Below are 26,086 nucleotides of genomic sequence, written 5' to 3'. Positions count from 1 at the left end.
GTCAGCGTACTTGCGAGAGCAGTCCGGCGCCGATCGTCACCACGCGGTCACCGTCATGCAGGCCGTCGAGGATGGCGACGTTGGCTGCATCGAGCGACTGGTGACGAATCCGGCGGGCAACAAAGCGCTCTGCCTCGGTATGGACCCAAACCGCCGTCTCGCCAGCGCCGACTTTGGTCAGTGCCGCCCGGGGCACGGTCGCGCCCTTGACACCTTTGTCGATACGGACGATCACCTTGACCGGCTGACCAACGGCCACTGCCGCGTTAGGATTGGTGATGCGAAATAGCAGGGGCAAGGCCTGCTCGCGCAGTTGCTGGCCGCCACCGACAAACTTGAGATCCAGCGCAGTTTGATCTGCCAAGGCGCTGGCGGAAACTAGTGTCTTGGCGATACCGACATCGTAAGCCAGCGCCTCCACGGCGAGGCGGGCGGGATCGACGATCTCGAATAGCACTTCCTTGGCATCGACCACCTGCCCGGCCAGCAAGTGGTGCGAGGCGCTGACGATGCCCGATGCCGGTGCCACGAGCTGTTCGGCGGAGTCGATGCTCGCCCGGACATATGCCCGCCGCTGCTGTAACGCTGTGTGTTCAATGCGCGCTGCGTCAATCTCTTTTTGCGGCACGGCGCCTTCAAGCTGCTCAAAACGTTTCACCTTGCCCTCGGCGATGGCCAGCTGGGCTTCGAGTTCGGCAAGACTTGCTTTCTGGTTGCCACGTTCGATGGTGCCACTGATCGGGCGCAGGTAGGCCAGGACTTCGCCCTTGGCGATCTTCCTTCCGGCTGTCGGCATGCCTTTCGGGCCGGGAATCACGCTGCCGGCGAACATGGCCTGCACCCGCCCGCTGGTTTCCGGATCGGGAATGACCCGACCATTCATTTCAACCGTCGCCGCCAGTTCGGCGATGCGCACCAGCTGGGTGCGCAGACCAAGCTGACGTTGCACCGGCTTCGGCACGAACAGGCTGCCGTCGGCCAGTCGCTGCAGCGCTGCAGCCCCCCCCGCTGTTCCCAATGTTCCTTCAGCTGACACGGCGGCAGGCGCCTTCTTCTTGGCGTCCTGGCTGTGATCTTCGTCGCCGTGCCCCAAGGCTGTTCCCGTGAGCATACCCAATGCCAGTGCAACCACCAGCCTATTATGCAATTCGATCTTGCGCATCATCAAATCCCTTCTTGGCACGCTTGTGGCACCGTGCGGCAAACAATATTCCAGTGACCAAAAGCAGCGCTCCGGAAATCCCCAAGACGACCCACTCGCTCCAGCCGTGGGCATGCACCTCATTGGTCGCGGAAACGGAGGTATCCAGTGTAGCGGTAAGGAGATCGACACTGTCGCCGGCCTCGACGCTGATGGTCAATGGGTGCTTGGCCAGCGGCAGGGGCGGGGCAACATCGAGCACATAGGTTCCGGGTGTGGTTTCGCTGGCCACACTCTTCAGCCTCGCACCCTCAATTTCTACCTTGGCCTGTATCACTGGTTCATTGCTGGCGAAACGATCCACATGCACTACCATCTTCTTGCCCTCGAGTGAGATGACAATCTCGAATTCCTCGGTCGCTGCGGTGGCACGTGGCGTGACGCCCTGACTGACCGGGAGAGGTACTGGCGCCCCGTGGCTGTGCCCATCGCTACTGTCCCCACCTGCCCAGACGGGCAAAGACAAAGCGACGAGCGTCACAAGAAAAATCTTCTTCACATGCTTCACGGCAACACTCCCAGAGCTTGGTTCCAACGTGATATCGCGGCAGCGCGAGCCACGCGCTGGCGGTCAAAATAGGCATCGGCATCGAAGGCGGCAGCTCGAATGCGCAGCAAGGTCGCCAGATCGAATTCGCCCAGCGAAAAGGCTTTCTCGGCGAGACGCAGGTTCTCGGCGGAAAGCTGGCGGCGCTCCTGTGCCATGGCCAGTTGGCGCTCCGTTGCCTGTAAATTGCGCTGTGCGCGCTCGGCGTCGAGCCGGACCCGGGTCTGGGTACGTAGCAGGTCGGCATCGGCCTGGTTCGCCTCAGCCTGTGCCGCCGATGTTTCCCGACGCACTTGCGAACCGGACGAGAACGGGATCTTGAGCTTGATTCCTACGCTGTTGGAATAGGACTCAGCGAAGTCGCCGCGCTCGCGTACGACTCGCAGCGTCAGCTCCGGCGCCGCGCGAAACGACTCATTCGCGACCTGGACACGCGCTCGGGCGCTGCGCGCGGAGGCAGCGGTAGCAGCCAACAAGGGATGGGATTCGGCTGAATTTCCGACGTCATCGATCAGTCGTCGCATTGTCGGCGACTCTTCGTCCAAATCCTTCGGGGCCGGAGAACCGATAAGGGTTTGCACGGCCTGCTCAGCCTGGAGCAGGGTTGCCTCCGCCTCGATCAGATCGGCATTGGCAACATGGGTTTCTGTTTGCGCCAAATTAGCGTCGATGCGGGACAGTTCGCCGACCTTGTAGCGACGCATGACATTGGTTTCCAGAGCACGGGCAGTTTCCAGGCGCCGTGCCGCCAACATCTTGGCACTGCGTGCCGCTGCCAACGTCCACCACGCCTCCCGCAATTCGCCGCCGACATCCAGACGCACGGCGGCTCGTCTGGCAACGGCTTCTTCGACGCGGCTCGCCGTCTCGGCTTCACGCGCTGCTCTCTGGCCGGGCAGCCACAGCGGCACCGCCAGTTCGACATCGTATTCCTGCTTGCCCTGATTGCGGTTGAGCCGGTCATTCAGGCTACCGATGCTGACCGAGCCGGGCTCGGGTGTCAGTCCGGCCGCGACATCCTGCGCAGCACGCGCTTCGGCCTCGCGGGCATCCAATCCCGCAGCTTGGGGATTCAAGCGCCAAGCCTGTTCCACGGCTGTCGCCAGTCCGGATTTCGGCGTTTCTGCCGCCTGCACGGAAAGACCAACGAGCAGCCCGGTGGTGCAAACCGCCACCAGCCTCAGTTGTCGGGAGACGATGGTTTTCATGTTTGCTGCGAAAAGAGCGGCAGGAGTACGCGACGGCTCGCATTTTGAGTATGAGTTTCCACAGCATTCGCTCCTGTTCGACGATGAGCGAATTCTGCGTAACCTTACCTAACGCCATGCTGACCACCAAATTACATTTCTGTAATCTTGAGAAAGTGCCCAATGTTGCCAGCGCAGAATGGCGCAAATCGCAACACGGGAGAATGCACATGAAGATACTGGTGGTTGAAGACGAGATCAAAACCGGGGATTATCTGAGACAATGGTTGGCCGAGGCCGGGTTCGTCGTCGACCTGGCGCGTGACGGCCTCGACGGACTGCATCTCGCGCTGTCACCACAAGAATCAGCTCATTCCAGGTTCTGCACCTGTTCACGCATCTGTTCGATCAGCAGCTTGAACTCGATCGCGGTCTGCGAAACTTCCGCGATGAGAGATTTTGAACCGAGCGTATTGGCTTCGCGATTGAGTTCCTGCATCAGAAAATCGAGGCGTTTGCCGCTCGCACCGCCGGCCTTGAGCACCCGCTCGACCTCGTCGAGATGAGTCGACAAGCGCGCCAGTTCCTCAGCGACGTCGATACGTGCAGCGAAAACGGCGACTTCCTGACGGATTCGTTCATCGTCGACCCATTGCACGGCATCCAGCAAGCGCTGTCTGAGCTTCTCGTTGAACAACGCCTGCGCCACTGGAATGCGTGGCTCTACTTCGCGCGCCAAGGCGCGCATGTGGCCAAGCTTTTCAAGAATCACCGCCGCGAGTTTTTCTCCCTCGCGTGCCCGACTCGCCGTGAAATCGTCGAGAGCCTCGCCTGCCAACGTCAGGCAGGCCGGAAGTGCGGTCTCGACATCGACGCTGTCATCACCGAAAATCGCCGGCCAGTTCAGGATGTCGCTGACGCTCAGCGGAGCAGCCATGGGCAAGATGCTGCGAATATGGGTGTCGAACGACCTGAGGCGTTCAAGCAGGTCGGCATTCAGGCAAAGCTGTTGCGCATTCCCTCTTTCCGGAATAAAGCTGACCCGACATTCGAGTTTGCCGCGGCGAACGCGCATGCCGATCAGTTCCCGCAACGCCGGTTCGACGATGCGCAATTCGTCACAAACTCGAAATTGGCAATCCAGGTAGCGGGAATTGACACTTTTAAGTTCAATGTGCAATTCTCCGCCGCTGACGGTGCGCGTTCTGGCAGCATAGCCGGTCATGCTATAAATCATTGCAATCCTGACACTTAAACGACTCTGAATGAGCAACCGGCTTTACAGTTCACCGCAAAAAACCGGACAATGGGAAAACATGTGAATGATAGCCCTGACACGGATGGTGCAACAAGCGAACCACCCCCTTCCCGCCGGTTTCCAACTTGATGAATATTCCATCGAGCATCAACTGTCGATGGGAGGTTTTTCAATTGTCTACGTGGCTACCGATGCACAAGGGAGGCGCGTCGCCATCAAGGAGTACCTGCCCAATACTCTGGCCTTGCGCAGTGAGGGGCAGACCTCTCCGGTCATCACTGAAGATCATCTGCCGGCTTTTCGCTACGGCATGAAATGCTTTTTCGAGGAAGGCCGGGCACTGGCCGCGCTTTCCCACCCTAACGTCATCCGCGTTCTGAATTTTTTTCGTGCCAACGATACGGTCTACATGGTGATGGAGTATGAAAGCGGCCATACTCTGCAGGAGCTGATCCAGAAGAATCGTGCAGGGATCACCGAGAACTTCATTCGCAATGTATTCACCAAGATGCTCAACGGCCTGCGCGAGGTGCACGCGCACCGGCTGCTGCACCTCGACCTCAAACCGTCGAACATCTACATGCGCAACAGCCACATCCCGGTGCTGATCGACTTCGGCGCGGCCCGCCAGACGCTGGCTTCCGACACGCCGATGCTCAAGCCGATGTATACGCCCGGCTTTGCCTCTCCCGAACACTACTGCCAGCGAGACCTGCTCGGCCCATGGAGCGACATTTACAGTGTCGGTGCCTCGATGTATGCCTGTATCTCCGGCAATACACCGCAACCGGCCAATAATCGCCTCGAAAAGGATCGGATGATCCCCGCAATGGTCCGCTGGGAAGGGCAATACTCGGATCAATTGCTCGAAACCATCGACTGGTGTCTGTGCCTGAACCATCGGTACCGGCCGCAAAGCGTTTTTGCGCTGCAGAAAGCGCTTACCGAGCCGGTCATCACTTCCGTGCCACCTCCAAGCCCGCAGCAGAAGGACTCCTGGCTGGGGCAGGTAGTCGGCAAATTCAAGAAGACCTAGGGGATTATGAAATTCAGCATCTACCAGGAAAGTCGTACCGGCATGCGCGCCAACAACGAAGACCGCCTGGCTTACTGCTACTCACGGGAAGCCTTGCTGATGGTCGTCGCCGATGGCATGGGCGGTCACTATTATGGTGAGGTCGCAGCCCAAATCGCGGTGCAGACACTGACCGAGGCATTCACGCGCGAATTCAGGCCACGCATGCGTGACCCCTTTCTGTTTCTGCAGAAGGGAATGATCAACGCCCACCGGGCCATCGTCGACTATGCCGAAAGGCATCATCTGGTCGACTCGCCGCGTACCACCTGCGTCGCCTGCATCGTGCAGAATAACATCGCGTACTGGGTGCACTCGGGTGATTCACGGCTATATCTGCTGCGTAACGGAAAGGTGCTGGCGCAAACCAGGGATCACTCGCGTGTCCGACAATTATTCGATCAAGGGGTGATCAGCGAAGAACAAATGGCCGGGCACCCCGACCGCCACAAAATCTACGGCTGTCTGGGTGGCCAGCAAAAACCGGAGATCGAGTACTCCCGCAAGGCAACCCTGGAAGCAGGCGATGTCCTGGCGCTGTGCACGGATGGTGTATGGGGCGTGCTACCCGCCGGTACCCTGGCACTCTCCCTGAAGACCGCCGATCTGGCCTATGCCGTGCCGCTGCTTCTTAACGATGCGCAAATCCGCGGTGGTTCACACGCCGACAACCTGTCGTTGATCGCCGTGCGCTGGGGAGACAGTTACAGCGATGAGAGCAGTGGCGGGAGTGGGACGAGTAGCCTGATCTCCACCAAGACTATGCCGAAAGACTCGGTCACCAAGATCATCGATGAATTCGGACGCCACCAGAGCGGCAAGACTGACCTCTCCGAAGAGGAGATCGAACTCGCCATCGAAGAGATCCGCTCGACCATCCAAAAGTACACCAAATAGGGACTCACATGCGCTCCAGCAAACGTCAGGCATCACAGTTGCGCCAAGTGCAGATCACCCGCCGCTTCACTCGCCACGCCGAAGGCTCGGTACTGATCGAAATCGGCGATACCCGCGTCCTGTGCACTGCCAGCGTCGAAGAGTCGGTACCGCCCTTTCTGCGCGGTCGCGGCCAGGGCTGGGTCACCGCCGAATACGGCATGCTGCCGCGGTCGACGCACACACGGACTGGACGTGAGGCGGCGAAGGGCAAGCAAAGCGGTCGCACCCAGGAAATCCAGCGCCTGATCGGGCGCGCGCTGCGTGCGGTGACCGATTTGAAAGTGCTCGGCGAACGCCAGATCACGCTCGACTGCGACGTCCTCCAGGCTGACGGCGGCACGCGTTGCGCTGCGATCACCGGTGCCTGGCTGGCGCTCAACGATGCCTGCGAGCATCTGTTGAGCCAGGGCAAGATCAGCAAAAACCCGCTGCGTGACCAAGTAGCCGCGATTTCAGTCGGGATCTATCAGGGCGCAGCGATTCTCGATCTCGACTACGCCGAGGACGCCGACTGCGACACCGACATGAACGTGGTGATGACTGGTCAGCAAGGCATCGTCGAGATCCAGGGGACCGCTGAAGGCAATCCCTTTACGCGAACACAGATGGACGAGTTGCTGGACCTCGCTGCGACTGGCATCGGTGAGCTGATGGCGCAGCAGAAAGCGGCCCTGCACTCATGAAACTTGTTCTGGCTTCAAACAATACCAAGAAACTCAAGGAACTCGACGCGATTCTCGCACCACTGGATTGGCAACTCATTCCCCAGGGCGAACTCGGAGTTCCCGAGGCCGAAGAACCGCATTGCACCTTCGTCGAGAATGCTCTGGCCAAGGCGCGCCACGCGTCACGGCTGACTGGCCTGCCAGCGCTGGCCGACGACTCGGGCCTCTGTGTCGACGCTTTTGGCGGCGCTCCCGGCGTACAGTCTGCCCGCTACGCCGGCGAACCCAGGTCTGATTCCCGAAACAATGAAAAGCTGCTCTTCGAACTCGGCGACAACACTCAGAGGATGGCTCACTTCGTTTCGTTGATCGTTTTTGTTCGCCACGCCGACGATCCGCAACCGATCATTGCAGAGGGTGAATGGCACGGCGAAATTCTCTCGGCAGCACGCGGTGAAGATGGTTTTGGCTATGATCCGCTGTTCTATATCCGCGAACTGGACCGGACTGCGGCGGAACTCGACGCCGCCGAGAAGAACCGCCGTTCGCACCGTGGTCAGGCGCTCGCCCGCCTCGTCGAGCGCTTGCAAGCGCGCGCGCAACTTTCACTTCCACGCTGATGCCGGGTAGCCGAAGCCGGATGATCATTCCTTTATTGCCGCAGGCGCGCCTGGCGGCAATAAAGGAACCCGAACCGCGATTTCGCAGCCCGCCGCCACTCTCTCTTTATGTCCACATTCCTTGGTGCGTGCAGAAGTGCCCCTACTGCGATTTCAACTCGCATTCGTTGCAGGTGGGCAGCAGCACGGCGCCGACGGCGATCCCCGAAAGCGACTACCTGGCTGCCCTGGTTGCAGACCTTGAGTCGGCGCTGCCGCTGGTCTGGGGACGCCGTATCGACAGCCTCTTTTTTGGCGGCGGGACGCCCAGCCTGCTCTCGGGCGCGGGGCTCGATCAACTCCTGGCCGCACTGCGCAGCCGCCTGACCTTCCTGCCGGGCGCCGAGATCACGCTCGAAGCCAATCCGGGAACCGTTGAAGCGGCCCGCTTCGCAGCCTTTCGCGACGCCGGGATCAACCGCCTGTCGCTTGGCATTCAGAGCTTCAATCCACAGCACCTCAAGGCGCTCGGCCGCATCCATGACGATCACGAAGCTCGGCGAGCGATCACGATCGCCGCCCGCCATTTCGACAATTTCAATCTCGACCTGATGTATGGCCTGCCCGGGCAGACGCTGGCCGAGGCGCTCGCCGACCTCGACGCGGCGCTGGCGTTTTCACCACCACACCTGTCCTGCTATCAACTGACCATCGAAGCGAATACCGCTTTCGCCGCCAGGCCACCGGCGCTGCCCGAAGATGACCTGTGTGCCGACATGCAGGACGCCATCGAAGCCAGGCTGGCAGCGGCCGGCTACCTGCACTACGAAACCTCGGCCTTCGCAATACCTGGCCGGCAGTGCCAGCATAACCTCAACTACTGGCATTTTGGCGACTATCTGGGAATTGGTGCCGGAGCACATGGCAAGCTGACGCTGCACGATCGCGTTCTGCGCCAGATGCGCTGGAAAGGACCGGAGCAGTATCTGGCCCAGGTTGCAGCCGGGATGCCGGTGCAGGAAGAGTTTGCCGTCGCTGCCGCGGATTTGCCGTTCGAGTTCATGATCAACGCGTTGCGCCTGGTGCAGGGTTTCGACGCACAGATCTTCGAGTCGCGGACCGCGCTGTCGCTGCTCAGCATCGAGGGCAAGCTGCGACAGGCCGAGCAGGAAGGACTGATCGAACGCCAACGGCAGCGCATTGTCCCGAGCGAGCACGGCAGGCGCTTTCTCAATCGCCTGCTGGTGGGTTTCCTGGCGGACGCGGGGTGACGACCAACTGCGCGCGCTCGGCACCAGGTTGAGCGCGGCGAGCGGTGATCACCATCGAGCGCGGCACATAGGGGCGCGGCATCGGCCGCTGCGCCAGCGGGACCGCGCTGACCCGCAGTTCATTGACCGCGGCACGCAGTTTCTTGTGCAGCTCCTCGCTCGGCCGTCCTTCGGCTTCCGCAAGACGAATCTCCTTGAGGATGGCGTCGATTGTCGGCGTGACCGCAGCCGAGCGCGTTGCTTCGCCAAAGCTCTCCTTCGGTGCCTTGACGGCAATCGCGAATTCCTCTGGCGACGAAATCATTTTTGCCAGACGCAGGTGGTCGTAGCGCATGGCCATGGTCAGTGCCGAATCACCCCAATCGCTCTGGAGTTTCGGATTGGCCCCCGCTTCCAGCAAACTTCGCGCCAGATTTTCATGGCCTTCACGAGCCGCCATCATTAACGGCGTGGCCCCGTTCGGTGCGCGCGCATTGACATTGGCACCGCGCGCCAGCAGATCGCTGACCACCCTTTCGTGGCCATTGAAGACCGCGTAGTGCAGTGCCCCCCACTGGTTGCCGACACGTTCGAGCGGCGCACCACGATCGAGCAACCATTTGACGGCCTCCTGATGCCCACCCCAGGCCGCCAGTTGCAGCGCTTGTTCACCATGGCGATTGGTTTGCCGCAAATCGGCACCGCGTTCGACGAACAGTGCCATCATGTCTATCTGGCCATACCAGGCAGCGACCATCAGACCTGTCCCAATGTGAGCTGCCTGGTACTCCGGATTCAGGCCCTCGTCGAGCCAGCGTTTGACGGTTCGCAGATCACCCCGCTCGACGGCATATTCGAACGTGATGGGATCGGGTACCGATGCCTCGGCTGACACCGGCGCGGCCAGCAGGCAGCACAGGAGCAAGGCCCAGCAACCGAGTGGCTTGATCAAAGGCTTCACACGCATTCTCCATTCCGACTCGACAGAACACCCTTGCAGAACCCCACACCCGTGCCTGCCGCACGGTTTTGCTTCACAATGTCAGACTCATGTTGCCTTGCCTGCCCTTTGCCATCGCTCTCTCGCTCGCCCTGCACGCCGGGGTGCTGTTTTGGGATGCCCGCAAACTCAGCCTGCCGACGGCACCGCCACCAATCGAGGCATCCCTGCAGTCGCCAGCGCCTCCTCCTGCGCGTCACAACGAGCCGCTGATGAAAAATACGCTCACTGATGACCCGGCTCCCGTCAAGGCGGTACCCCCTGCCCCGCCGGCTGCTCGTGCGTTGCCGCCAAACGCCAGAGCGGCGGCGAGGCACCAGATCGAGGCCGCACAGCGCAAATTGTCGCAGCATCTTTACTACCCGCCCGCAGCCGTCGCCCGCGGCCTCGAAGGCGAAGTGCGCTTGCTGCTGACGATTGCCGACGACGGCAGCATCACCGACGTCGTCGTAGCCGCCAGCAGTGGCCATGCCCTCCTCGACCAGGCGGCGGTGAAAGCGGCCTACACGATGGGGCGTATTGACTGGGCGAACTCACGCGAGTTCATTCTGCCGGTCATCTTCCGCCTGGAGTGAATCCAGCCGGCGGCGAAATACCAGATCCCAGACGCCGTGCCCGAGCCGCCGGCCACGCTGCTCGAACTTGGTCTGCGGACGCTGCTCCGGGCGCGGCGCGTAACCAGATACCGTATTCTCCAGCAGCGTTTCGGCCGAGAGTACGGCCAGCATTTGCTGCGCATAATCTTCCCAGTCTGTCGCGCAATGGAGATAACCGCCAGGCTGCAGGCGGCTGGTGAGCAGCGCTACAAACGGCGCTTGCAGCAGCCGCCGCTTGTGGTGACGCATCTTCGGCCAGGGATCGGGAAAAAAGATGTGCGCCCCAGCGAGCGACCCCGGCATAAGCATGTCACGCAGTACTTCAACGGCGTCGTGCTGAATGATGCGCTGATTATGCAAGCACTTCTCGGCGACCAGCTTGCACAGGCTGCCGACACCCGGCGTGTGAACTTCGATGCCAAGATAATCATTTTCAGGATGCAGGGCGGCAATCACTGCCGAAGTCTCGCCCATGCCGAAACCGATTTCGAGAATGCGAGGTGCCACGCGTCCAAACAGCGCATCGAAATCAAGGCGTGCCGCCGCGTAAGGAACGCCGATCTTGGCCATCATCTCTTGATGATAGCGCTGCTGGGCATTCGACACCCGGCCCTGACGGCGAACGAAGCTGCGAATATGCCCGGCCCGCGCAGCCGCATCCGTGCCCATACCCGTGTCCGCATTCAGGCCCGCCTGCGCGGAATCCGGCACAGTCATGCCTAGGATCCGATCAGGCCGGTCGTCGGTGACGAGGGGTCTGCCGAGTAGTACTTGCGCGGCATCCGCCCAGCAAGAAAGGCCTCGCGCCCGGCCTCGACGGCTTTTTTCATGGCGCTGGCCATCAGCAGCGGATCGCGGGCGTGCGCGATGGCGGTATTCATCAGTACTCCGTCGCAACCGAGTTCCATCGCAATCGCGGCATCCGAAGCGGTGCCGACGCCAGCATCGACGAGCACCGGCACCCTGGCGTTATCGATGATCAGGCGCAGGTTCCAGGGATTGACGATACCCATCCCCGAACCGATCAAGGACGCCAGCGGCATCACCGCCACGCAACCGATCTCTTCGAGCATTCTCGCCTGGATCGGATCGTCGGCGCAGTAGACCATCACCTCGAAGCCCTCCTTGACCAGTATCTCGGCAGCTTTGAGCGTTTCCGGCATGTTCGGAAACAGACTGGTCGGATCGCCGAGCACTTCCAGCTTGCACAGTGCATGCCCTTCGAGCAGCTCGCGCGCCAGCCGCAGCGTGCGCACCGCGTCCGCCGCAGTGTAACAGCCGGCGGTGTTCGGCAGGATCGTGAATTGCGACGGTGGCAGCACGTCGAGCAGGTTCGGCTCGCCGTCATTCTGGCCGATGTTGGTACGGCGAATCGCGACAGTCACAATCTCGGCGCCGGAAGCGTCGATGGCGGCACGAGTTTCTGCGAAGTCCCGGTACTTGCCGGTACCGACGAGCAGGCGCGAGCGGTAAATCCTGCCGGCGACCGTCAGGCTGTGTGGGGAAGATGGCATGTGTCTTTCGCTTGAGAGCAGGTCCCTAAGGTTCAGCCGCCACCGACCGCAACGACGATCTCGATCCGGTCACCATCGGCCAGCATCGTTTCGCCATACCGGCCGCGCGCAACGATTTCACCGTTGCGTTCGACGGCGATGCGTTTGCCGGCGTGGTTCAAGGTCAGCACGAGTTCGGCCACCGTCAGTGGCGAAGAAAATTGGCGGCTTTCGCCGTTGATCATGATTTCCATAGGGAGGAAATTCTAGCACGCTCGGCGACTACACCGGTGCTGTCGGCGGCAGCAGCCATTTGGATCTGCTGGTTGGCGACGACCTGGCAAGCGCTGCAGCGCTGCCGGAAGAGTGATCCGGACTTGACGAAACAGAGCCAAGATCGGTCCGTTGACGCTGGAAAACGATTGTTGAGGAGTGACCGCGTCGCCGATGCGAACGCCCATCTGAGCTCGTCTCTACACTTCTACCACGAGCGACGACTCCATCGCTCGCGATGCCCAGACGCCGGACGCCGCCGGCTTTGTCACCCTCGCGTCTGCCACCCGAGCCGCGGCGTGGCATGAGGAAGGGACTTCGTAGAGCCGACCGAAACTGTCAGGGCTCCACTTGTCCAGGAGCACTTTCTGTTCAAACAAACGCGGCCACCTCTTGCCCCGGTGGTCGATGTATTATTCGAGAGCCGTACGCAGATGTGTGCTGTAGCAAATGGATCGATCATTTTCGCTACCCAGTTGGGGGCGCCCACCCGTACAGCTTCCTATTCTGGCAGAACCGCTGCACGCGGCGGCTGATCGCAGCGACGGTGGCCACGCCTGCACGGCGCTTCCCTGCGCCGGATCCGGGTCACCCAGAGCCGCAGGCCTGGGCTGTCCGGATCGGACGGCTGCACTTCGACTTCGTCGTAGCCCCCGTAGGCCGGTTCAACGTTCAAGATCATGCTCGCCGCAGAGCCGAAGCATTTCCTGACGCGTTTTCTCCCGCAAGCGAACCGCCGCGGCCCAGTCGCTACCGACTGGCGAAAGCAGCGGCCCGACTTCGAAGCCGATCGGGCCGCGCCGCGGCATCCAGGTCCGATCCCGCAGAACTGCACGCGTGCCGCGTAGACCGCCCACCCGCACCGGTACTCCAGCTCGCACGGCCGCAACGAAAGCGCCCATGCGAAACGGCTTGAGACCGGCTTCGCGCGAGAAGGTGCCCTCCGGGAAAATCACCACCTTCTCACCCCGCCCCAGTGCGGCAACGATGCCGTCGACATCCTCAAGGCTCTTTGTCGCTTCGAAGCGTTCGACGAACAAGGTGCCGAGCGCGCGCAGGAAAGCGTGGATCACCGGCTGTTCGACAAACTCGCGTTTGGCAACAAAGCTGTAGGCCGCACTCGGCGGCAAGACTGCACACAGGACCAGGGCGTCAAAATAGCTGCAGTGGTTGACCAGCAGCAGGTGCGCGCCTGCTGTTGACTCTGCAGCAGCGGTGCTTGCGACCGGCATGCCGGCCAGCCGCAGGAAGATGCGGGCGGCGTGATGGACGACGCGGCGGCCAAGCCCCGGCACGCGCAGGGCGACGACCAGTCCCAACACCGGTACCGCAAGCATCAGAAAGACGCTCCAGCACCAGATACCATAAACCCTTCTGGCGAGACGCTCAGCCGAGTCACGCAGGCGCTCGCGCAGTGCCGCCAGGGTGAGCCGCAGCATCTGCCACCTGTCCGGTACCGCCCGGATACCGATCAAGCCACGCTCGAAGGCTTCCCGCGACGCATTACGCCGGATCTTGCCGCTCGATGTTTTCAGCACCGAATTGGGCGGCGCCAGAATCACTTCATCGGCCGGCATGCCAATGGCTGCGACGGCCGCATCGTTGATGCACTGCCGCAGCGTCTCGCGCCGAGTCGCGTCCTCCTCGCGCGTCTCGGCCAGGACGATCAGCCGTTCAGTGGCGTTGACCGGATCGTTGCTGGCAAATACCGCGACACAGCCCCTGCGCACACCAGGGATGTTGCCGACCGCCTGTTCGAGCTCGTATGGATAGAAATTGCGGCCGCCGCGAATGATCAAGTCCTTGACCCTTCCGGTCAGATAGATCTCGCCTTCAACCGTATAGGCAAAATCCCCGGAGTCCAGCCAGCCGTCGCGAAACAGCGCTTGCGTCGCTAGCGGATTACGGTAATAGCCTGTCGTGGCCGATGGACCACGAAACTGCAGGCAGCCGACGCGCCGATCTGGAAGTTCGCAGCCCTGTTCATCAACCACCCGGATCTCGTGCCGTGGCAGGACCCGACCGCAGGCCGGCACGCGCAACGGATCGGCGTCACCTTTGCTAACCGGGACAGCACATTTACGCTTGACCAGGGCGTCCCGCTCGATCACATCAATGCGTGGACCGCGTTCGAGCGGCGGGAAGGCTAGCCCAACAGAGCATTCGGCGAGGCCATACACCGGCGTAATCGCCTCGCCGCACAGACCATAGGGGGCGAAACGTTTTGCAAAGGCTTCGAGCGTCGACGGACTCACCGGCTCGGCACCATTCAGCGCCAGCCGCCAGGAAGACAGATCAAGCCCCTCCAGATCGGCGTCGGCAAGCTTGCGCGCGCACAGGTCATAGGCAAAGTTGGGGGCAGGAGAAAGCGTACCGCGATGCCGCGAGATGGCATGCAACCAGCGCACCGGTCGTGACAGAAAAGCCAGCGGCGACATCAGAATCAGGCGCATGCCGAAATAGAGCGAGCCAAACCAGGCACCGATCAATCCCATATCATGGTAAAGCGGCAGCCACGATACGAAGACATCCTCGCTGCTTACCCCGGTAGCTTCGCCCATGGCCCGCAGGTTGGCGAGCAGATTGGCATGGCTGAGCATCACGCCCTTGGGGTCACCCGTGCTGCCGGAGGTATATTGCAGAAAGGCGATATCCTCTTGAACAGCGCGGTACAGCAGGGGAATCGGTTCATTGTCAAGTTCTGCAGGGGTCAGCACCTCGGTCAGCGTCGGTGCCTCGGGTCGCAGCAGTGCGGCCACCCCTTTCGCCTGCGGCACGGTGATGATGCACACCGCTTCAGCATTCGCGAGAATGCGTGCATGCCGCCGCAGGTGATCCTCGATCTGTGCCAGTCGTGCCGGCGGGTAGATCGGCACCGGAATGCCGCCGGCAAGCATCACACCGAAAAAACTCGTCAGATAGTCGCGTCCGGTAGGCAGCATCAACGCCACTGCCTGCCGCGGCAACAGGCCGCGTGACACCAGTCCAGTGGCGACACGACGAGCCTGCTCGAGCAATTGGGCATAGGTGATGGTTTCGGCACGAAATTCACCCTGTTCGCCTCCGCCATCGCCGTAGAGCAGCACATGCGGTCGATGCGGATGGCGTTCGGCGTGCCACTCAAGGACTTCGACCAGCGTCCTCGCCGATTCGGGAACACCGGTCGGACTGCTGTCAACACCGGTCGGGCTGCTTGCCGGCTCGACATCCGTTTGGACAAAACTCCCGGTGTCGGCGCACGCAATGAATCGCAGCAGGTCCTGTGGCGTTTCGGCCTCGGCAAGCGCTCCTTCAGGCAGCGATTTGCCAAACTCGCTGCCCACCCGCAGCAGGAGTTCGACCCGAGCCAGGCTATCCAGGCCCAGATCCCGCTCAAGGTGGCTGTGCAGGCTCACTCGCCCCAGAGCTCGTCCCGGGCGGGTCTCCTCGACCATTGCCAACACCACACGTAACAACCTCGCCGCGATATCCGGCGGCGCTGGCACCTGCCGATCTTCCCGAAAATCTCCGTTCACTATCCTGACTTTCTGTCGCTGATGCGCATCACGACGGCTCCGAGAGCACGAAATCGATTCGCCCGGTTTCCAGATCCGCCCTGACGAGCTTCACTTGCAAACGGTCACCGAGACGATAGCGGTGACCTGTTCGCTCGCCGAGCATCTGGTGTTTAACACTGTCGTACTGGAAATACTCGTCGCCGAGTTCCGAAACATGCACCAGACCTTCGACATAGACCTCATCGAGTGCGACAAAAATTCCAAAGGGTACCACGGCGGCAATCGTTCCTGAAAAACACTCTCCGATACGGTCACGCATGTAGTAGCACTTCAGCCAGTTGCTGACGTCACGTGTCGCCTCATCGGCGCGCCGCTCGGTCATCGAGCAGTGCAGACCAATTTCGTCCCACTTGCCTGGCTGGTAGTGCGTTCCCGCCAGCACCGCCTTGATCGAACGATGGATCAGCAGATCAGGGTAGCGGCGGATCGGCGACGTGAAATGGGTATAGTGCTCGTACGACAAACCGAAATGTCCGACGTTATCGGGGCTGTACATGGCCTGGCGCAGTGAGCGCAGCATCACCGTCTGCAGCAACTGGGCGTCGGGACGGGACTTGATGCTCTCCAGCAACTTGGCGTAATCCCTGGCCGTCGGATTGTCACCGCCGCCCAGGCCAATTCCGAATTCCTTGAGGAAATTGCGCAGTGCCTCCAGCTTCTCTGCCGTCGGACCTTCATGAATCCGATACAGGCAAGGCTGCCGCTTGGCCTGAAGAAAGTCGGAAGCACAGACATTGGCGGCGAGCATGCATTCCTCGATCAGGCGGTGCGCGTCGTTGCGGCGCACTGGAACAATCTTTTCGATCTTGCCCTGCGCATTGAACACCATCATCGTTTCAATGGTTTCGAAGTCGATCGCCCCGCGTTTGCCACGTGCATCGACAAGCACCTTGAACAGAGTGTAGAGCGTCTGCAGATGCGGCTGCAGGCCACGATGAAGATCGCTCTCCGGCCGCGTTACGCCAGTCAGCCAGTTCCATACCTGATCATAGGTCAGCCGCGCCTGTGAGCGGAAGATTGCAGGGTAGAAACGGTAATCGGTGATCTCGCCATGGGGGTCGATCAGCATGTCGCAGACCATCGCCAGACGTTCGACGTCGGGGTTCAACGAACACAGGCCATTGGAGAGCTTCTCGGGCAACATCGGAATCACCCGGCGAGGGAAATAGACCGAATTGCCGCGTTCCCGGGCCTCATGATCGAGCGCCGTGGCTGGCTGTACGTAGTGACTGACGTCGGCAATTGCCACCACCAATCGCCAGCCAAGACCTTGCTTCTCGGCGAAAACCGCGTCGTCGAAATCCCTCGCCGTTTCACCGTCGATCGTTACCAATGGCAGCACTCGCAAGTCGATACGACCTTCCCGATCAACCGGGTCCAGGGTATCCGGCAGCGCCGCGGCTTCTGCAAGCGCACCGCTTGAGAACTCGAATGGCAGCTCGTGCTTACGCAGGGCGATCTCTATTTCCATGCCCGGGTCGGCGTAGTTGCCAAGCACCTCGACGATGCGCCCAATCGGCTTCGAATGCCGATCGGGCTGCTCGATGATTTCGACCGTGACTACCTCACCCGAGCGTGCACTGATATTGCCGTTTGGTGCGACCAGGATGTCCTGGTTGATGCGCCGGTTTTCCGGTACCACGACGGCGATCCCATGTTCCAGCAGGACGCGGCCAACGACCCGGCTATTGGCCCGTTCCAGGACTTCGACGATGACCCCCTCACGGCGTCCGCGGCGATCGGTGCCGACGACACGCACCAGGGCGCGATCGCGATGTAGTACCTTGGACATCTGCCGGGCTTCAAGAGCCAGGTCTTCGCTACCATCATCAGGAATCAGGAAGCCATATCCATCGGGATGCCCCTCGACGCGTCCGGCAATCAGACTAACGCGTTCCGGCAGAATGTACGAGGCCTTGCGGTTGCGCAGCAACTGCGCCTCGCTCTCCATTGCCCGCAAGCGGCGCTGAAACGGCTCGAACTCGGCTTTCTGGATGTCAAGCAGCGCACAAAGCTCGTCGAAGCCCACAGGCTTACCCTGTTCCTCAAGAATTTGCTGGATATATTCGCGCGAAGGCAATGGTTGCTCGTAGTGTTTCAGTTCACGCTCCAGGTACGGATCGCGGCGTCGGATTGCCGACATTTTGATGATTGACATTTCTTCATGTTCCTATAGAATTCGGCTCTCGCTGGAATTGCCCAGGTGGCGAAATTGGTAGACGCGCTAGGTTCAGGTCCTAGTGGTGGCAACACCGTGGAGGTTCGATTCCTCTCTTGGGCACCAGGCACCCAACAAGAAGGCCCCGATTGGTCGGGGCCTTTTTTTCAGACGGCACCTCTTTGAAGGTTGCGCACAGCTGCTTGTCAGGCCCGCCGCAAGACCATACTCCGACCGTCCTGCCTGCTTATTGTACGTCATCAGCCCCCCGTCCCATGCGGTAATCCGGCGTCACCAGGGCAATTGCATGGACGCCAATGTCGTCAACCCTCGCAAATAGGCGCGTTTACCCTCAACGAGTTAGGAAGAGGGATGTTCACAGCCCTATGATTTGTGTAGTTTTCTGTCTTTTTTGGGCGTTCCATGAATGAAGGCAGAGAATTCGGTTCAGCTTTCAGCTGCTGGCCGTGTGGGTTGGGGGTGCGCGATCCACGACAAGCGAAGAAAGCTTAGCTCGACTGCGTGGCTCGACCGGGTGGAATTGCCCCTCGGTGCCCATATGAGGTATCGCGTCAAGACCAGAAGCGAAACGACCGGCAACCATCGCAAGGGGTGCAGGGAGGGAAGCCCCCTGCTAACGCCGTAAGCCGAGGCAGATCGGCAGATAATCCCTGTGCTCCGGCGGAATGACGCCGTGCCGCACGAGAAAATCGATGATCACCAGGTTGCAGTTCGGCTTGAACGCCTGGCTGTCGCGCACCGTCTCGGCGACGCGCGTGATCGGCCAGAGCAAAAATTCCTCGACTTCTCCGTCGGTATTGCTCGGCACGAAGTCCGCTGGCAGTTCGAGATCGAAGCAATACAGCACGTCGGGTTTCAGCCCGTTCCGTGTTTCCTTGCAATACGAAAGGGCGCCGACCGACGTGGCGCGTTGCGCGATCTCCGGCGGAATTCCCGCTTCCTCGTGGCATTCCTTGAGCAGGTTCTCGCGCAGCCCGATGCCGATCGGCTGGCCGCCCGCCACCGCATTGTCGAGCATTCCGGGAAAGGTTGGCTTGTCCGCTGCTCGCCTTGCCACCCACATCTGCAAGCCGTTGCGCGTGCGCACGAATGCGTTCATGTGCACACCGAAGGCAAGCACACCGAAATGCGGGACGGCAGCGCGCTCGATCTGCAAGACGGGCAGCGCGGCAAACGCCTGTGTCACCGGATAGAACTCGTCGCGGCGCCCGACGATCCGCCCTTCGCTCTCGAGGACGCGCACCGCGCGCTCGACCGCCTCGCTGCGCGCCGCAAAGTCGCGCAACGCTGGCGACAGCACCACGGCATTGGCGGAAACGGCGAAGACCTCACCAAACCCGGCCAGGCGCTCGGCAAGATCGTGCCGCACCCAGCCATAGCGCACGCCCTCGACCTCGAAAGGACGGAAGGCGGCCAGATCGTGCGTGTTGCACTCGTCGATACGCTCGAGGAAGGACATGTTCCTATGACTCACCCATTAGCCGGCCCGGGTCAACAACAAACGACCCCCTGCGCATTGTAGTCGCGAATGCTTGGCATTGCTGCAAGTCTTGCTCCCGCTTACCGTTCGCACCCGGGTTTTCGCTCGTACGGTATTCGTGTCACGTCCTGCCCTATTCATCGACCGCCGCACTGCCTCTCAGGGCGCCAACGACCCCGGCCACCCAGCGGCGGAATGCCGCCTCGAATTGCTTCGCGTCCAGCGCTCGAAAGACCCGCAGAAAGGTCTCCACGGAGGGGACGCCGTTTTTGAGCACCCAGAAATGGCGCAACCAGGGCTCCTTCGTCCGTCCCCAGTCCGCGATCTCTTCAAGGGTGTCACTATTGGACAGCGCCGTTGCCATCGCGATGCGATCACGAGCCTCTCCACGAAGTCATGCAGCGTTCCTTTGCTCGGTTTGCACGGATCGTCCACTTCCCTCAAGCAGCACATCAGACTTACCCCCCTGTGTCGCCATCATTTCGGTCGCCTAAAAGACGAGAGCAGACCTGATTTCGCACGGGTTTACAAGATATCTTCATAAGCCAATGAATGTAAGCAATTTTGCTCCTTTTGACACGACATGGAGTATGTCAACCGAGTACAGAGGCCCTGGGTTCGCCGGTCATGCTTCAGGGCTGCCTTGCTGCTCATCCCCCCAACAGTTACAATCCCCGCCTCGCTTCGCCAAGCGAATAAACACCTTTATCCATCTGGCGTTGGCTCTATCAAACCGGGGCGGCGCCGTTTCCCAGAAAGAGAGTTTGACATGGCGATCAATGTGACGCAAAAAGCGCAAATCATGACCGATTACCAGCGTACCGTCGGCGATACCGGGTCTTCCGAAGTCCAGGTGGCGTTGCTGACCGCACGCATCAATGACCTGACCGGCCATTTCAAGGAACACAAGAAGGACAATCACTCGCGGCGTGGGCTGTTGCGTATGGTCAGCCGTCGTCGCAAGTTGCTGGACTATCTGAAGCGCACCAATGTCGATTCGTACCGCAGCCTGATCCAGCGTCTCGGCCTGCGCAAATAAGCCCGCTCACCGATCCTCACCGCGATCGGATCTGCAGGCAACTCGAAAAGCAGTCAGCGGCCAGCCCCTCGCGGGCTGCGCCGCTGTTTCTGCTATTGCAGTTTGCTAAATCGGGCGTCGGTCGCCTGCCGGAGTCGCGGGCAGGCTCGCGCCAGACTATTGAGAAAGGGAACAATGTTTAATATCGTCAAGAAAAGCTTCGCCTACGGAGCCCACCAGGTGACCCTGGAAACCGGCGAAATCGCCCGTCAGGCTGGCGGTGCCGTACTGGTGTCGATGGACGACACCGTCGTGCTGGTCACTGTCGTTGGCAACAAAATGGCCAAGCCTGGCCAGGATTTCTTTCCGCTGACCGTTGATTACATCGAGAAAACCTATGCTGCGGGACGCATTCCCGGTGGCTTTTTTAAGCGTGAGGGCCGTCCTTCGGAGAAGGAAACCCTGACCTCACGGCTCATCGATCGTCCGCTGCGCCCGCTCTTCCCCGAAGGCTTCTACCACGAGGTTCAGATCGTCGCAATGGTGATGTCGCTGAACCCGGAAATCGATCCCGACATTCCAGCCATTATCGGCGCCTCGGCAGCCTTGGCGATCTCCGGCATCCCTTTCGACGGACCAATCGCCGCTGCCCGCGTCGGCTATATCGACGGCCAATACGTCCTCAACCCGAGGGCCACGCAACTCTCATCGAGTCTGCTCAATCTGGTCGTCGCCGGAACACAGGCAGCCGTGCTGATGGTTGAGTCAGAAGCCCGGGAACTCTCCGAGGAGGTCATGCTCGGTGCCGTGGTCTACGGACACCAGGAAATGCAGGCGGCGATCGATGCCATCAACGAACTTGCCGATCAGGCTGGCAAACCGGAATGGGACTGGGCACCGGCGGCAAGAAACGAAGCCGTGCATGGCAAGCTCAATGCACTGGTTGAAGGCGAACTGCAGGAGGCCTACCGGATAAGCAGCAAACAGTTGCGCAGCCAACGGATCAGGGAAATCACCGCCTACGCGGTCGAAGTCCTGACCGCTGGCGACGATGCCCCTGATGCCAACGCCGTCCGCAACATGGTCTCAGATGCCGAAGCCAGAATCGTCCGCGGTCGCATCCTCGCCGGCGAGCCGCGCATTGATGGACGCGATACGCGAACCGTTCGACCGCTCGCGATGCGTTCGGGCGTGCTGCCGCGAGCACATGGCTCGTCCCTGTTCACCCGTGGCGAGACGCAGGCGCTGGTCGTGGCGACGCTCGGCACCGGTCGTGACGAACAGATCATCGACGCACTCTCCGGCGAATACCGTGAGCGCTTCATGCTGCACTATAATTTCCCGCCCTACGCCACGGGGGAATGCGGCCGTGTCGGAACGCCGAAGCGTCGCGAGATCGGGCATGGCCGGCTGGCCAAGCGCGCCTTATTGGGCGTTCTGCCTTCACCCGAAGAGTTCTCGTACACCATTCGCGTTGTCTCCGAGATTACCGAATCAAACGGCTCCAGCTCGATGGCCAGCGTCTGCGGAGCATCGCTGGCGCTGATGGATGCCGGCGTTCCGCTCAAGGCACACGTGGCCGGAATCGCCATGGGTTTGATCAAGGAAGGCAATCGCTTCGCTGTGCTGACCGACATCCTCGGTGACGAGGATCACCTCGGTGACATGGACTTCAAGGTTGCCGGCACCGAGTCGGGGGTCACTGCACTGCAGATGGACATCAAAATCCAGGGCATTACCAAGGAAATCATGCAGGTCGCGCTGGCCCAGGCCGGTGAGGCCCGCCTGCACATCCTGAAACAGATGCAGGATTCGATGTCCGGACATCGTGAAGAGGTATCGAGCTATGCACCGCGCCTGTATATGATGAAAATCAATCCCGAGAAAATTCGCGACGTGATCGGCAAGGGCGGTGCGGTGATCCGTGCCATTACCGAAGAAACCGGCACGACGATCGACATCAAGGACGACGGCACGATCACCATCGCTTCGGTCAGCGGGGACGCCGCTGACGCTGCCAAGGCTCGCATCGAGGCCATTACGGCTGACGTCGAAGTCGGCAAGGTTTATGACGGCACCGTACTAAAGCTGCTAGACTTTGGCGCCATCGTCAGCATCCTGCCCGGTCGAGATGGCCTTCTGCACATCTCACAGATCGCCAACGAACGCGTCAACGCCGTTGCCGATTATCTCAAGGAAAGCCAGAAGGTACGCGTCAAGGTTCTGGAAGCCGACGAGAAAGGCCGGGTACGGCTGTCCATGAAAGCCCTGAGCGCCGAAGAGGGCGGCGCTAACGCCACACAGTCATAGGCCGCTGATCAACGGCAGAAAAAAGGACGCCGAGGCGTCCTTTTGTGTGACATGCACCGCTGGTCGACCGCCTGCGCGGTGCGCCCAGCGCCCATCTGCCGATATCGCCTACTTGGCTATCTGTTTTTCCCGTACTTCTTCAAGCGTTTTGCAGTCGATGCACAGGGTCGCCGTCGGTCGCGCTTCCAGACGCTTGATGCCGATCTCGACCCCGCAGGCGGCACAATAGCCATAGTCACCGCTGTCAATCCGGTCGATGGTCTCCTCGATCTTCTTGATCAGCTTGCGTTCTCGGTCGCGGTTGCGCAGTTCGATGGCAATGTCGGTTTCCTGGCTCGCACGATCATTGGGATCGGCAAAAACCGTCGCTTCATCCTTCATGGTATGCACCGTACGCTCGATGTCCTCGATCAACTGCTGCTTGAGCGCTTCGAGGATGCCACGAAAATGGGCCAGTTGATCGCTATTCATGAACTCCTCACCCGGTTTTGGCGAGTAGGGAGTGAAATGCTTGTGGAGCATGTCAGAAGTCATCCAGGTTCCTGTGTATTGATAGTTGTTCGTCTGACTATGAGCAAACCAGGTCGTGAGTCTTGAGCCATCTTTATATTGTGCCACATGACCCGAATACAAGTGCGCATACAACGCAGCATTTCTCGTGAACAGCGTCTACCAGGTCTCTTCGGCAGCCCTCGGTATGACTGGCACTCATGCACGGGTCGGGGTAGGTGCAGAATATCGATCAATCGCATCGCTACGATCCGCCTGCAGCCTGGGCAAGGTCGATCGCTAACCGGCAATCCTGGCAGGCTATAATGAGCCTCCCATTGACGTTGGCCAGAGCTGTCATGCCAATCCTTCGCGCCGCTGTCTGTCTGTTGCTGCTGGCTGAACTGACGATCGCGAAAGCTGCCGGTCCCCCCCCGATCGCTGCCGCGGCTGATCTCAAGTTCGCACTGACCGAAGTTGCCGAAGTTTTCGAGAAGGAGAGCGGACACGCGGTAAAGCTGTCTTTCGGTTCATCGGGAAACTTTGCCTACCAGCTTGAGCATGGCGCTCCATTCGAGTTGTTTCTCTCTGCTGACGAGCACCTGGTTTTTCGGCTCGCCGACCGGGGGCTGACACGGGATCGTGGCGTCTTGTATGCCATCGGCCGCCTGGTCCTGTTCGTCCCACACGGATCGCCCCTGCAGGCAGACGCTGCGTTGAACGATCTCAAGGCGGCACTGGCCGACGGCCGCGTCAAGCGCTTTGCCATCGCCAACCCAGAGCACGCCCCCTATGGCCGCGCAGCGCGGGCAGTGCTACAACATGCGGGGCTGTGGTCGGCGATCGAGTCCAAGCTCGTGCTGGGCGAAAGTGCCGCACAGGCGATGCAGTTCGCGGCATCGGGATCGAGTCAGGGAGGCCTGCTGCCCCTGTCACTTGCCAGTGCGCCAGCAGTCGCCCAATCGGGAAGCTTCACGCTAATTAGCAGCGAATGGCACGCGAGCGAACCGTTGCGCCAGCGCCTGGTACTGATGAAGTCCGCCGGCGATACCGCGCGCGCCTTTTACGACTACGTTCAAAAACCTGCCGCACGCGCCGTCTTCGTTCGCCACGGCTTCGTTCTGCCGAATAAAGCAACGCCTTAATGGACACGGCCGCGATCACCCTGTCAGTCAGACTCGCCTTGCTGACCTTGCTGCTACTGCTTCCCCCGGCGATTCTTGCGGCCCACTGGCTGGCGGTGACCACGCGCAAGCGCAAAATATGGATTGAGGGCCTGCTGGCGCTCCCGCTGGTCCTGCCACCCACAGTGATCGGCTACTACCTGCTCGTGGCGATGAGTAGCCAATCGCTACCGGGACGCTGGTTCGAGGTGCTTGCTGGCCAGACCCTGGCCTTCAGTTTCAGCGGCCTGGTCGTAGCCTCAGTGATCTTCAACATTCCCTTTGCCGTGCAGCCGATCCAGCGCGCCTTCGAAGCCATTGCACCGGACATTCGCGAAGCCGCACAATGTTGCGGACTGACCTGCTGGCAAACCTTCCTCAGGATAGAACTGCCGTTGGCCTGGCCCGGCATTCTGTCTGCATCGGTGATGACCTTTGCCCACACCCTCGGCGAATTCGGCGTAGTACTGATGGTGGGTGGCAACATCCCCGGCGAAACCCGTACCGTCGCGATCTCGATCTACGACAAGGTGCAATCCTTCGATCACGCTTCGGCAGGCGCGATGTCGCTACTGCTTCTGCTGGTTTCGCTGCTCACCATCTCGGTCAGCTACGGGCTGGCCAGACGCCTGGCCAGGCGGCACCGCGCAACGTGACCCTCAGCGTACAACTTCGTCATGGCGGTCCGCCACTCGATTTTGCCGCTGACTTTCCCGACGGACGGATCACCGCCCTGGTAGGCCCTTCCGGAAGCGGCAAGACCTCGATCCTGCGCGCCATTGCTGGCCTGTTGCCAGTCAGACAGGCACACGTGGCACTGGGGACGGAAATTTGGGCTGAAGGAAACATCCACCGGCCGACACGCGAGCGGTCAATCGGCTTCGTTTCCCAGCATTATGGTCTTTTTCCCCACCTGACGGTGCAGGCAAATGTCGAGACAGCACTGATCCATCTGCCGATCGGCGAACGCCGGAAACGAGCGCTTCATTGCCTTGCCCTCGCCCATGTCGAAGGTCTTGAACGACGCTATCCCGACGAGCTTTCCGGCGGCCAGAAGCAGCGTGTGGCGCTGGCGCGGGCAATCGCCCGCCAACCGCAGGTCCTACTACTTGATGAGCCTTTCTCCGCCGTTGATCGCAGTACGCGCAAGCGTCTCTATATAGAACTGCTGCGCCTGCATGAGCAACTCGCTGCAACGGTGCTGCTGGTGACCCACGATCTCGACGAAGCCGCACAACTGGCTTCGCACCTGCTGCTGCTACGGCATGGGCGAATAGTGCAGTCCGGGGCCACCTCCGAAGTATTGACGCGCCCCACAAGCGAGGAAGCGGCACGCCTCCTCGACATCCCGAATATTTTTACGGCCAGGGTGGACGGCACGGCCAGTGGGCGCAACCTGCGGCTGCGCTGGGGACCGCATGCCCTGCGTGCCACCGGCCCGCTACCGGCGGGCATTGAGGGCGACCTGCGCTGGGCCATCCTGCCGAGCAACGTACTGCTCGTCCGCCCGGACAAACCCTGGGGAAGTCATCTGGAAAACCCGCTGCTGGTCATCGTCGAGGAAGTCATCGAAATGGGCACTGAAGCCGTCGTCCGTTTACAACCGCAGGGTCTGTCCGAAGCCCGCCTGCAGATGCGCCTGCCAGTTCGCGCCGTCCATCGCTACGGGATTGCGGTCGGACGGGAGGTCACGGTCTCTCTGCGGGCAGGCGACATCGTGCCGCTGCACACGGGGCCGGCACGCTGAGCAGAGTCAAATTCCGCCTCTGCGTGTTCTGGCCTACCCTTGCCGGCGCAATGGAAAATC

24 protein-coding genes, 1 tRNA gene and 2 pseudogenes are annotated in these 26,086 nt (G+C 60.8%); 13 read left to right on the top strand and 14 right to left on the bottom strand.

All coding sequences use genetic code 11. The features are described from left to right. Window position 1 precedes the first annotated feature (1 nt). Genes AW06_RS04570 through AW06_RS04560 form a run of 3 tightly spaced genes read right to left on the bottom strand, consistent with a single transcriptional unit; the run spans window position 2 to window position 2,956 of the window. Complete coding sequence (locus AW06_RS04570) at window positions 2-1,165, bottom strand: HlyD family efflux transporter periplasmic adaptor subunit (protein ID WP_273704381.1); 1,164 nt, start codon at window positions 1,163-1,165, stop codon at window positions 2-4. Further along, window positions 1,140-1,709, bottom strand: coding sequence for a hypothetical protein (locus tag AW06_RS19890; protein ID WP_273704380.1), 570 nt, complete (start codon window positions 1,707-1,709; stop codon window positions 1,140-1,142). Before AW06_RS19890 ends, AW06_RS04570 begins: the two co-directional genes overlap by 26 nt. Next, window positions 1,706-2,956, bottom strand: a complete 1,251-nt coding sequence (locus AW06_RS04560; RefSeq protein WP_034946224.1) for a TolC family protein — start codon at window positions 2,954-2,956, stop codon at window positions 1,706-1,708. Before AW06_RS04560 ends, AW06_RS19890 begins: the two co-directional genes overlap by 4 nt. A 209-nt stretch (window positions 2,957-3,165) precedes the next feature. Between AW06_RS04560 and AW06_RS19885 the strand changes: the two are divergent. Next, window positions 3,166-3,288 (top strand): annotated as a pseudogene (locus AW06_RS19885) (DNA-binding response regulator); the annotation flags it as partial. A gap of 17 nt (window positions 3,289-3,305) precedes the next feature. Here the strand turns inward: AW06_RS19885 and AW06_RS04550 are convergent. Beyond that, window positions 3,306-4,172, bottom strand: a complete 867-nt coding sequence (locus AW06_RS04550; protein ID WP_034946218.1) for a YicC/YloC family endoribonuclease — start codon at window positions 4,170-4,172, stop codon at window positions 3,306-3,308. A gap of 103 nt (window positions 4,173-4,275) precedes the next feature. Between AW06_RS04550 and AW06_RS04545 the strand changes: the two genes are divergently transcribed. From AW06_RS04545 to hemW, 5 genes are read left to right on the top strand one after another with little or no spacing between them, the layout of a single operon-like run. Further along, window positions 4,276-5,229, top strand: coding sequence for a serine/threonine-protein kinase (locus tag AW06_RS04545; protein ID WP_034946215.1), 954 nt, complete (start codon window positions 4,276-4,278; stop codon window positions 5,227-5,229). Window positions 5,230-5,235: 6 nt separating this feature from the next. Next, entirely contained in the window at window positions 5,236-6,165 is a 930-nt protein-coding gene (locus AW06_RS04540) for a PP2C family serine/threonine-protein phosphatase (RefSeq protein WP_034946212.1), read from the top strand. A gap of 8 nt (window positions 6,166-6,173) precedes the next feature. Further along, complete coding sequence (gene rph / locus AW06_RS04535; protein ID WP_034946209.1) at window positions 6,174-6,890, top strand: ribonuclease PH; 717 nt, start codon at window positions 6,174-6,176, stop codon at window positions 6,888-6,890. Next, entirely contained in the window at window positions 6,887-7,492 is a 606-nt protein-coding gene (rdgB, locus tag AW06_RS04530) for an RdgB/HAM1 family non-canonical purine NTP pyrophosphatase (protein ID WP_034946206.1), read from the top strand. The genes rph and rdgB overlap by 4 nt, the downstream gene beginning before the upstream one ends. Before the next feature lie 20 nt (window positions 7,493-7,512). After that, window positions 7,513-8,742 (top strand): radical SAM family heme chaperone HemW, encoded by a 1,230-nt coding sequence (hemW, locus tag AW06_RS04525; RefSeq protein ID WP_046534893.1) that lies wholly within the window; start codon window positions 7,513-7,515, stop codon window positions 8,740-8,742. Here hemW and AW06_RS04520 read toward each other — a convergent pair. Beyond that, window positions 8,702-9,688, bottom strand: a complete 987-nt coding sequence (locus AW06_RS04520; protein ID WP_138678214.1) for an ankyrin repeat domain-containing protein — start codon at window positions 9,686-9,688, stop codon at window positions 8,702-8,704. The two genes, hemW and AW06_RS04520, sit on opposite strands and share 41 nt — an antisense overlap. 83 nt (window positions 9,689-9,771) lie before the next feature. Between AW06_RS04520 and AW06_RS04515 the strand changes: the two genes are divergently transcribed. After that, the gene (locus AW06_RS04515; RefSeq protein WP_034946201.1) at window positions 9,772-10,296 is read left to right on the top strand and encodes an energy transducer TonB; all 525 of its coding nucleotides are present in this window, start codon (window positions 9,772-9,774) and stop codon (window positions 10,294-10,296) included. Here the strand turns inward: AW06_RS04515 and trmB are convergent. From trmB to rnr, 6 genes are all read right to left on the bottom strand, one after another. Next, on the bottom strand, window positions 10,255-10,986 hold the full coding sequence (trmB, locus tag AW06_RS04510) for a tRNA (guanosine(46)-N7)-methyltransferase TrmB (protein ID WP_046534896.1): 732 nt from the start codon (window positions 10,984-10,986) through the stop codon (window positions 10,255-10,257). The genes AW06_RS04515 and trmB overlap by 42 nt on opposite strands. A gap of 50 nt (window positions 10,987-11,036) precedes the next feature. After that, window positions 11,037-11,831, bottom strand: coding sequence for a thiazole synthase (locus AW06_RS04505; protein WP_034946198.1), 795 nt, complete (start codon window positions 11,829-11,831; stop codon window positions 11,037-11,039). A gap of 32 nt (window positions 11,832-11,863) precedes the next feature. Beyond that, window positions 11,864-12,064: a sulfur carrier protein ThiS gene (gene thiS, locus AW06_RS04500; protein ID WP_034946195.1), complete on the bottom strand. Its 201-nt coding sequence runs from the start codon at window positions 12,062-12,064 to the stop codon at window positions 11,864-11,866. A 521-nt stretch (window positions 12,065-12,585) separates the two neighbouring features. After that, window positions 12,586-12,759, bottom strand: a complete 174-nt coding sequence (locus tag AW06_RS04495; RefSeq protein WP_171047332.1) for a hypothetical protein — start codon at window positions 12,757-12,759, stop codon at window positions 12,586-12,588. Beyond that, window positions 12,749-15,598, bottom strand: coding sequence for an AMP-binding protein (locus AW06_RS04490; protein ID WP_273704379.1), 2,850 nt, complete (start codon window positions 15,596-15,598; stop codon window positions 12,749-12,751). The genes AW06_RS04495 and AW06_RS04490 overlap by 11 nt, the downstream gene beginning before the upstream one ends. 28 nt (window positions 15,599-15,626) lie before the next feature. Then, window positions 15,627-17,798, bottom strand: coding sequence for a ribonuclease R (gene rnr, locus AW06_RS04485; protein ID WP_138678213.1), 2,172 nt, complete (start codon window positions 17,796-17,798; stop codon window positions 15,627-15,629). A gap of 39 nt (window positions 17,799-17,837) precedes the next feature. On the opposite strand from rnr, the gene AW06_RS04480 reads away from it, so the two are divergent. Beyond that, a tRNA-Leu gene (locus AW06_RS04480) sits at window positions 17,838-17,924 on the top strand. A 508-nt stretch (window positions 17,925-18,432) separates the two neighbouring features. On the opposite strand, the gene AW06_RS04475 is transcribed toward AW06_RS04480, so the two are convergent. After that, the gene (locus tag AW06_RS04475) at window positions 18,433-19,278 is read right to left on the bottom strand and encodes a DUF4743 domain-containing protein (RefSeq protein WP_034946189.1); all 846 of its coding nucleotides are present in this window, start codon (window positions 19,276-19,278) and stop codon (window positions 18,433-18,435) included. Between the two features lie 181 nt (window positions 19,279-19,459). Further along, window positions 19,460-19,752: pseudogene (locus AW06_RS04470) on the bottom strand (transposase family protein); the annotation flags it as partial. A gap of 316 nt (window positions 19,753-20,068) precedes the next feature. Between AW06_RS04470 and rpsO the strand changes: the two are divergent. Both rpsO and pnp read left to right on the top strand, forming a co-directional pair. Continuing rightward, complete coding sequence (gene rpsO, locus AW06_RS04465) at window positions 20,069-20,338, top strand: 30S ribosomal protein S15 (protein ID WP_034931452.1); 270 nt, start codon at window positions 20,069-20,071, stop codon at window positions 20,336-20,338. A gap of 174 nt (window positions 20,339-20,512) precedes the next feature. Beyond that, a complete protein-coding gene (gene pnp, locus AW06_RS04460) occupies window positions 20,513-22,627 on the top strand; it encodes a polyribonucleotide nucleotidyltransferase (protein WP_034946183.1) in 2,115 nt (704 codons plus the stop codon). 108 nt (window positions 22,628-22,735) lie between these two features. Here pnp and dksA read toward each other — a convergent pair whose 3' ends face one another. Then, window positions 22,736-23,161, bottom strand: coding sequence for an RNA polymerase-binding protein DksA (gene dksA / locus AW06_RS04455; protein ID WP_034946179.1), 426 nt, complete (start codon window positions 23,159-23,161; stop codon window positions 22,736-22,738). A gap of 314 nt (window positions 23,162-23,475) precedes the next feature. Between dksA and modA the strand changes: the two genes are divergently transcribed. The 3 genes from modA to AW06_RS04440 are packed head-to-tail and all read left to right on the top strand — an operon-like array spanning window position 23,476 to window position 26,026. Continuing rightward, window positions 23,476-24,261, top strand: a complete 786-nt coding sequence (modA, locus tag AW06_RS04450) for a molybdate ABC transporter substrate-binding protein (protein WP_034946176.1) — start codon at window positions 23,476-23,478, stop codon at window positions 24,259-24,261. Continuing rightward, window positions 24,261-24,935, top strand: a complete 675-nt coding sequence (modB, locus tag AW06_RS04445) for a molybdate ABC transporter permease subunit (protein WP_034946173.1) — start codon at window positions 24,261-24,263, stop codon at window positions 24,933-24,935. The genes modA and modB overlap by 1 nt, the downstream gene beginning before the upstream one ends. Next, complete coding sequence (locus AW06_RS04440) at window positions 24,932-26,026, top strand: ABC transporter ATP-binding protein (protein ID WP_034946170.1); 1,095 nt, start codon at window positions 24,932-24,934, stop codon at window positions 26,024-26,026. Before modB ends, AW06_RS04440 begins: the two co-directional genes overlap by 4 nt. The last annotated feature ends 60 nt before the right edge of the window (window positions 26,027-26,086 follow it).

The sequence above is a fragment of the Candidatus Accumulibacter cognatus genome, assembly GCF_000584975.1.
In the GTDB taxonomy this organism is placed as follows: Bacteria; Pseudomonadota; Gammaproteobacteria; order Burkholderiales; family Rhodocyclaceae; genus Accumulibacter; species Accumulibacter cognatus.
This window is presented reverse-complemented; position numbering and strand designations above follow the sequence as displayed.

What these genes read in the sequence shown, in the direction of transcription:
- AW06_RS04520 (WP_138678214.1), bottom strand. Translation starts at nt 9,688, where the DNA reads ATGCGTGTGAAGCCTTTGATCAAGCCACTCGGTTGCTGGGCCTTGCTC.
- trmB (WP_046534896.1), bottom strand. Translation starts at nt 10,986, where the DNA reads ATGGGCACGGATGCGGCTGCGCGGGCCGGGCATATTCGCAGCTTCGTT.
- rnr (WP_138678213.1), bottom strand. Translation starts at nt 17,798, where the DNA reads ATGTCAATCATCAAAATGTCGGCAATCCGACGCCGCGATCCGTACCTG.
- AW06_RS04505 (WP_034946198.1), bottom strand. Translation starts at nt 11,831, where the DNA reads ATGCCATCTTCCCCACACAGCCTGACGGTCGCCGGCAGGATTTACCGC.
- AW06_RS04515 (WP_034946201.1), top strand. Translation starts at nt 9,772, where the DNA reads ATGTTGCCTTGCCTGCCCTTTGCCATCGCTCTCTCGCTCGCCCTGCAC.
- AW06_RS04550 (WP_034946218.1), bottom strand. Translation starts at nt 4,172, where the DNA reads ATGATTTATAGCATGACCGGCTATGCTGCCAGAACGCGCACCGTCAGC.
- thiS (WP_034946195.1), bottom strand. Translation starts at nt 12,064, where the DNA reads ATGGAAATCATGATCAACGGCGAAAGCCGCCAATTTTCTTCGCCACTG.
- modB (WP_034946173.1), top strand. Translation starts at nt 24,261, where the DNA reads ATGGACACGGCCGCGATCACCCTGTCAGTCAGACTCGCCTTGCTGACC.
- rdgB (WP_034946206.1), top strand. Translation starts at nt 6,887, where the DNA reads ATGAAACTTGTTCTGGCTTCAAACAATACCAAGAAACTCAAGGAACTC.
- hemW (WP_046534893.1), top strand. Translation starts at nt 7,513, where the DNA reads ATGATCATTCCTTTATTGCCGCAGGCGCGCCTGGCGGCAATAAAGGAA.
- AW06_RS04570 (WP_273704381.1), bottom strand. Translation starts at nt 1,165, where the DNA reads ATGATGCGCAAGATCGAATTGCATAATAGGCTGGTGGTTGCACTGGCA.
- AW06_RS04540 (WP_034946212.1), top strand. Translation starts at nt 5,236, where the DNA reads ATGAAATTCAGCATCTACCAGGAAAGTCGTACCGGCATGCGCGCCAAC.
- AW06_RS04560 (WP_034946224.1), bottom strand. Translation starts at nt 2,956, where the DNA reads ATGAAAACCATCGTCTCCCGACAACTGAGGCTGGTGGCGGTTTGCACC.
- rpsO (WP_034931452.1), top strand. Translation starts at nt 20,069, where the DNA reads ATGGCGATCAATGTGACGCAAAAAGCGCAAATCATGACCGATTACCAG.
- AW06_RS04475 (WP_034946189.1), bottom strand. Translation starts at nt 19,278, where the DNA reads ATGTCCTTCCTCGAGCGTATCGACGAGTGCAACACGCACGATCTGGCC.
- AW06_RS04545 (WP_034946215.1), top strand. Translation starts at nt 4,276, where the DNA reads ATGGTGCAACAAGCGAACCACCCCCTTCCCGCCGGTTTCCAACTTGAT.
- modA (WP_034946176.1), top strand. Translation starts at nt 23,476, where the DNA reads ATGCCAATCCTTCGCGCCGCTGTCTGTCTGTTGCTGCTGGCTGAACTG.
- pnp (WP_034946183.1), top strand. Translation starts at nt 20,513, where the DNA reads ATGTTTAATATCGTCAAGAAAAGCTTCGCCTACGGAGCCCACCAGGTG.
- dksA (WP_034946179.1), bottom strand. Translation starts at nt 23,161, where the DNA reads ATGACTTCTGACATGCTCCACAAGCATTTCACTCCCTACTCGCCAAAA.
- rph (WP_034946209.1), top strand. Translation starts at nt 6,174, where the DNA reads ATGCGCTCCAGCAAACGTCAGGCATCACAGTTGCGCCAAGTGCAGATC.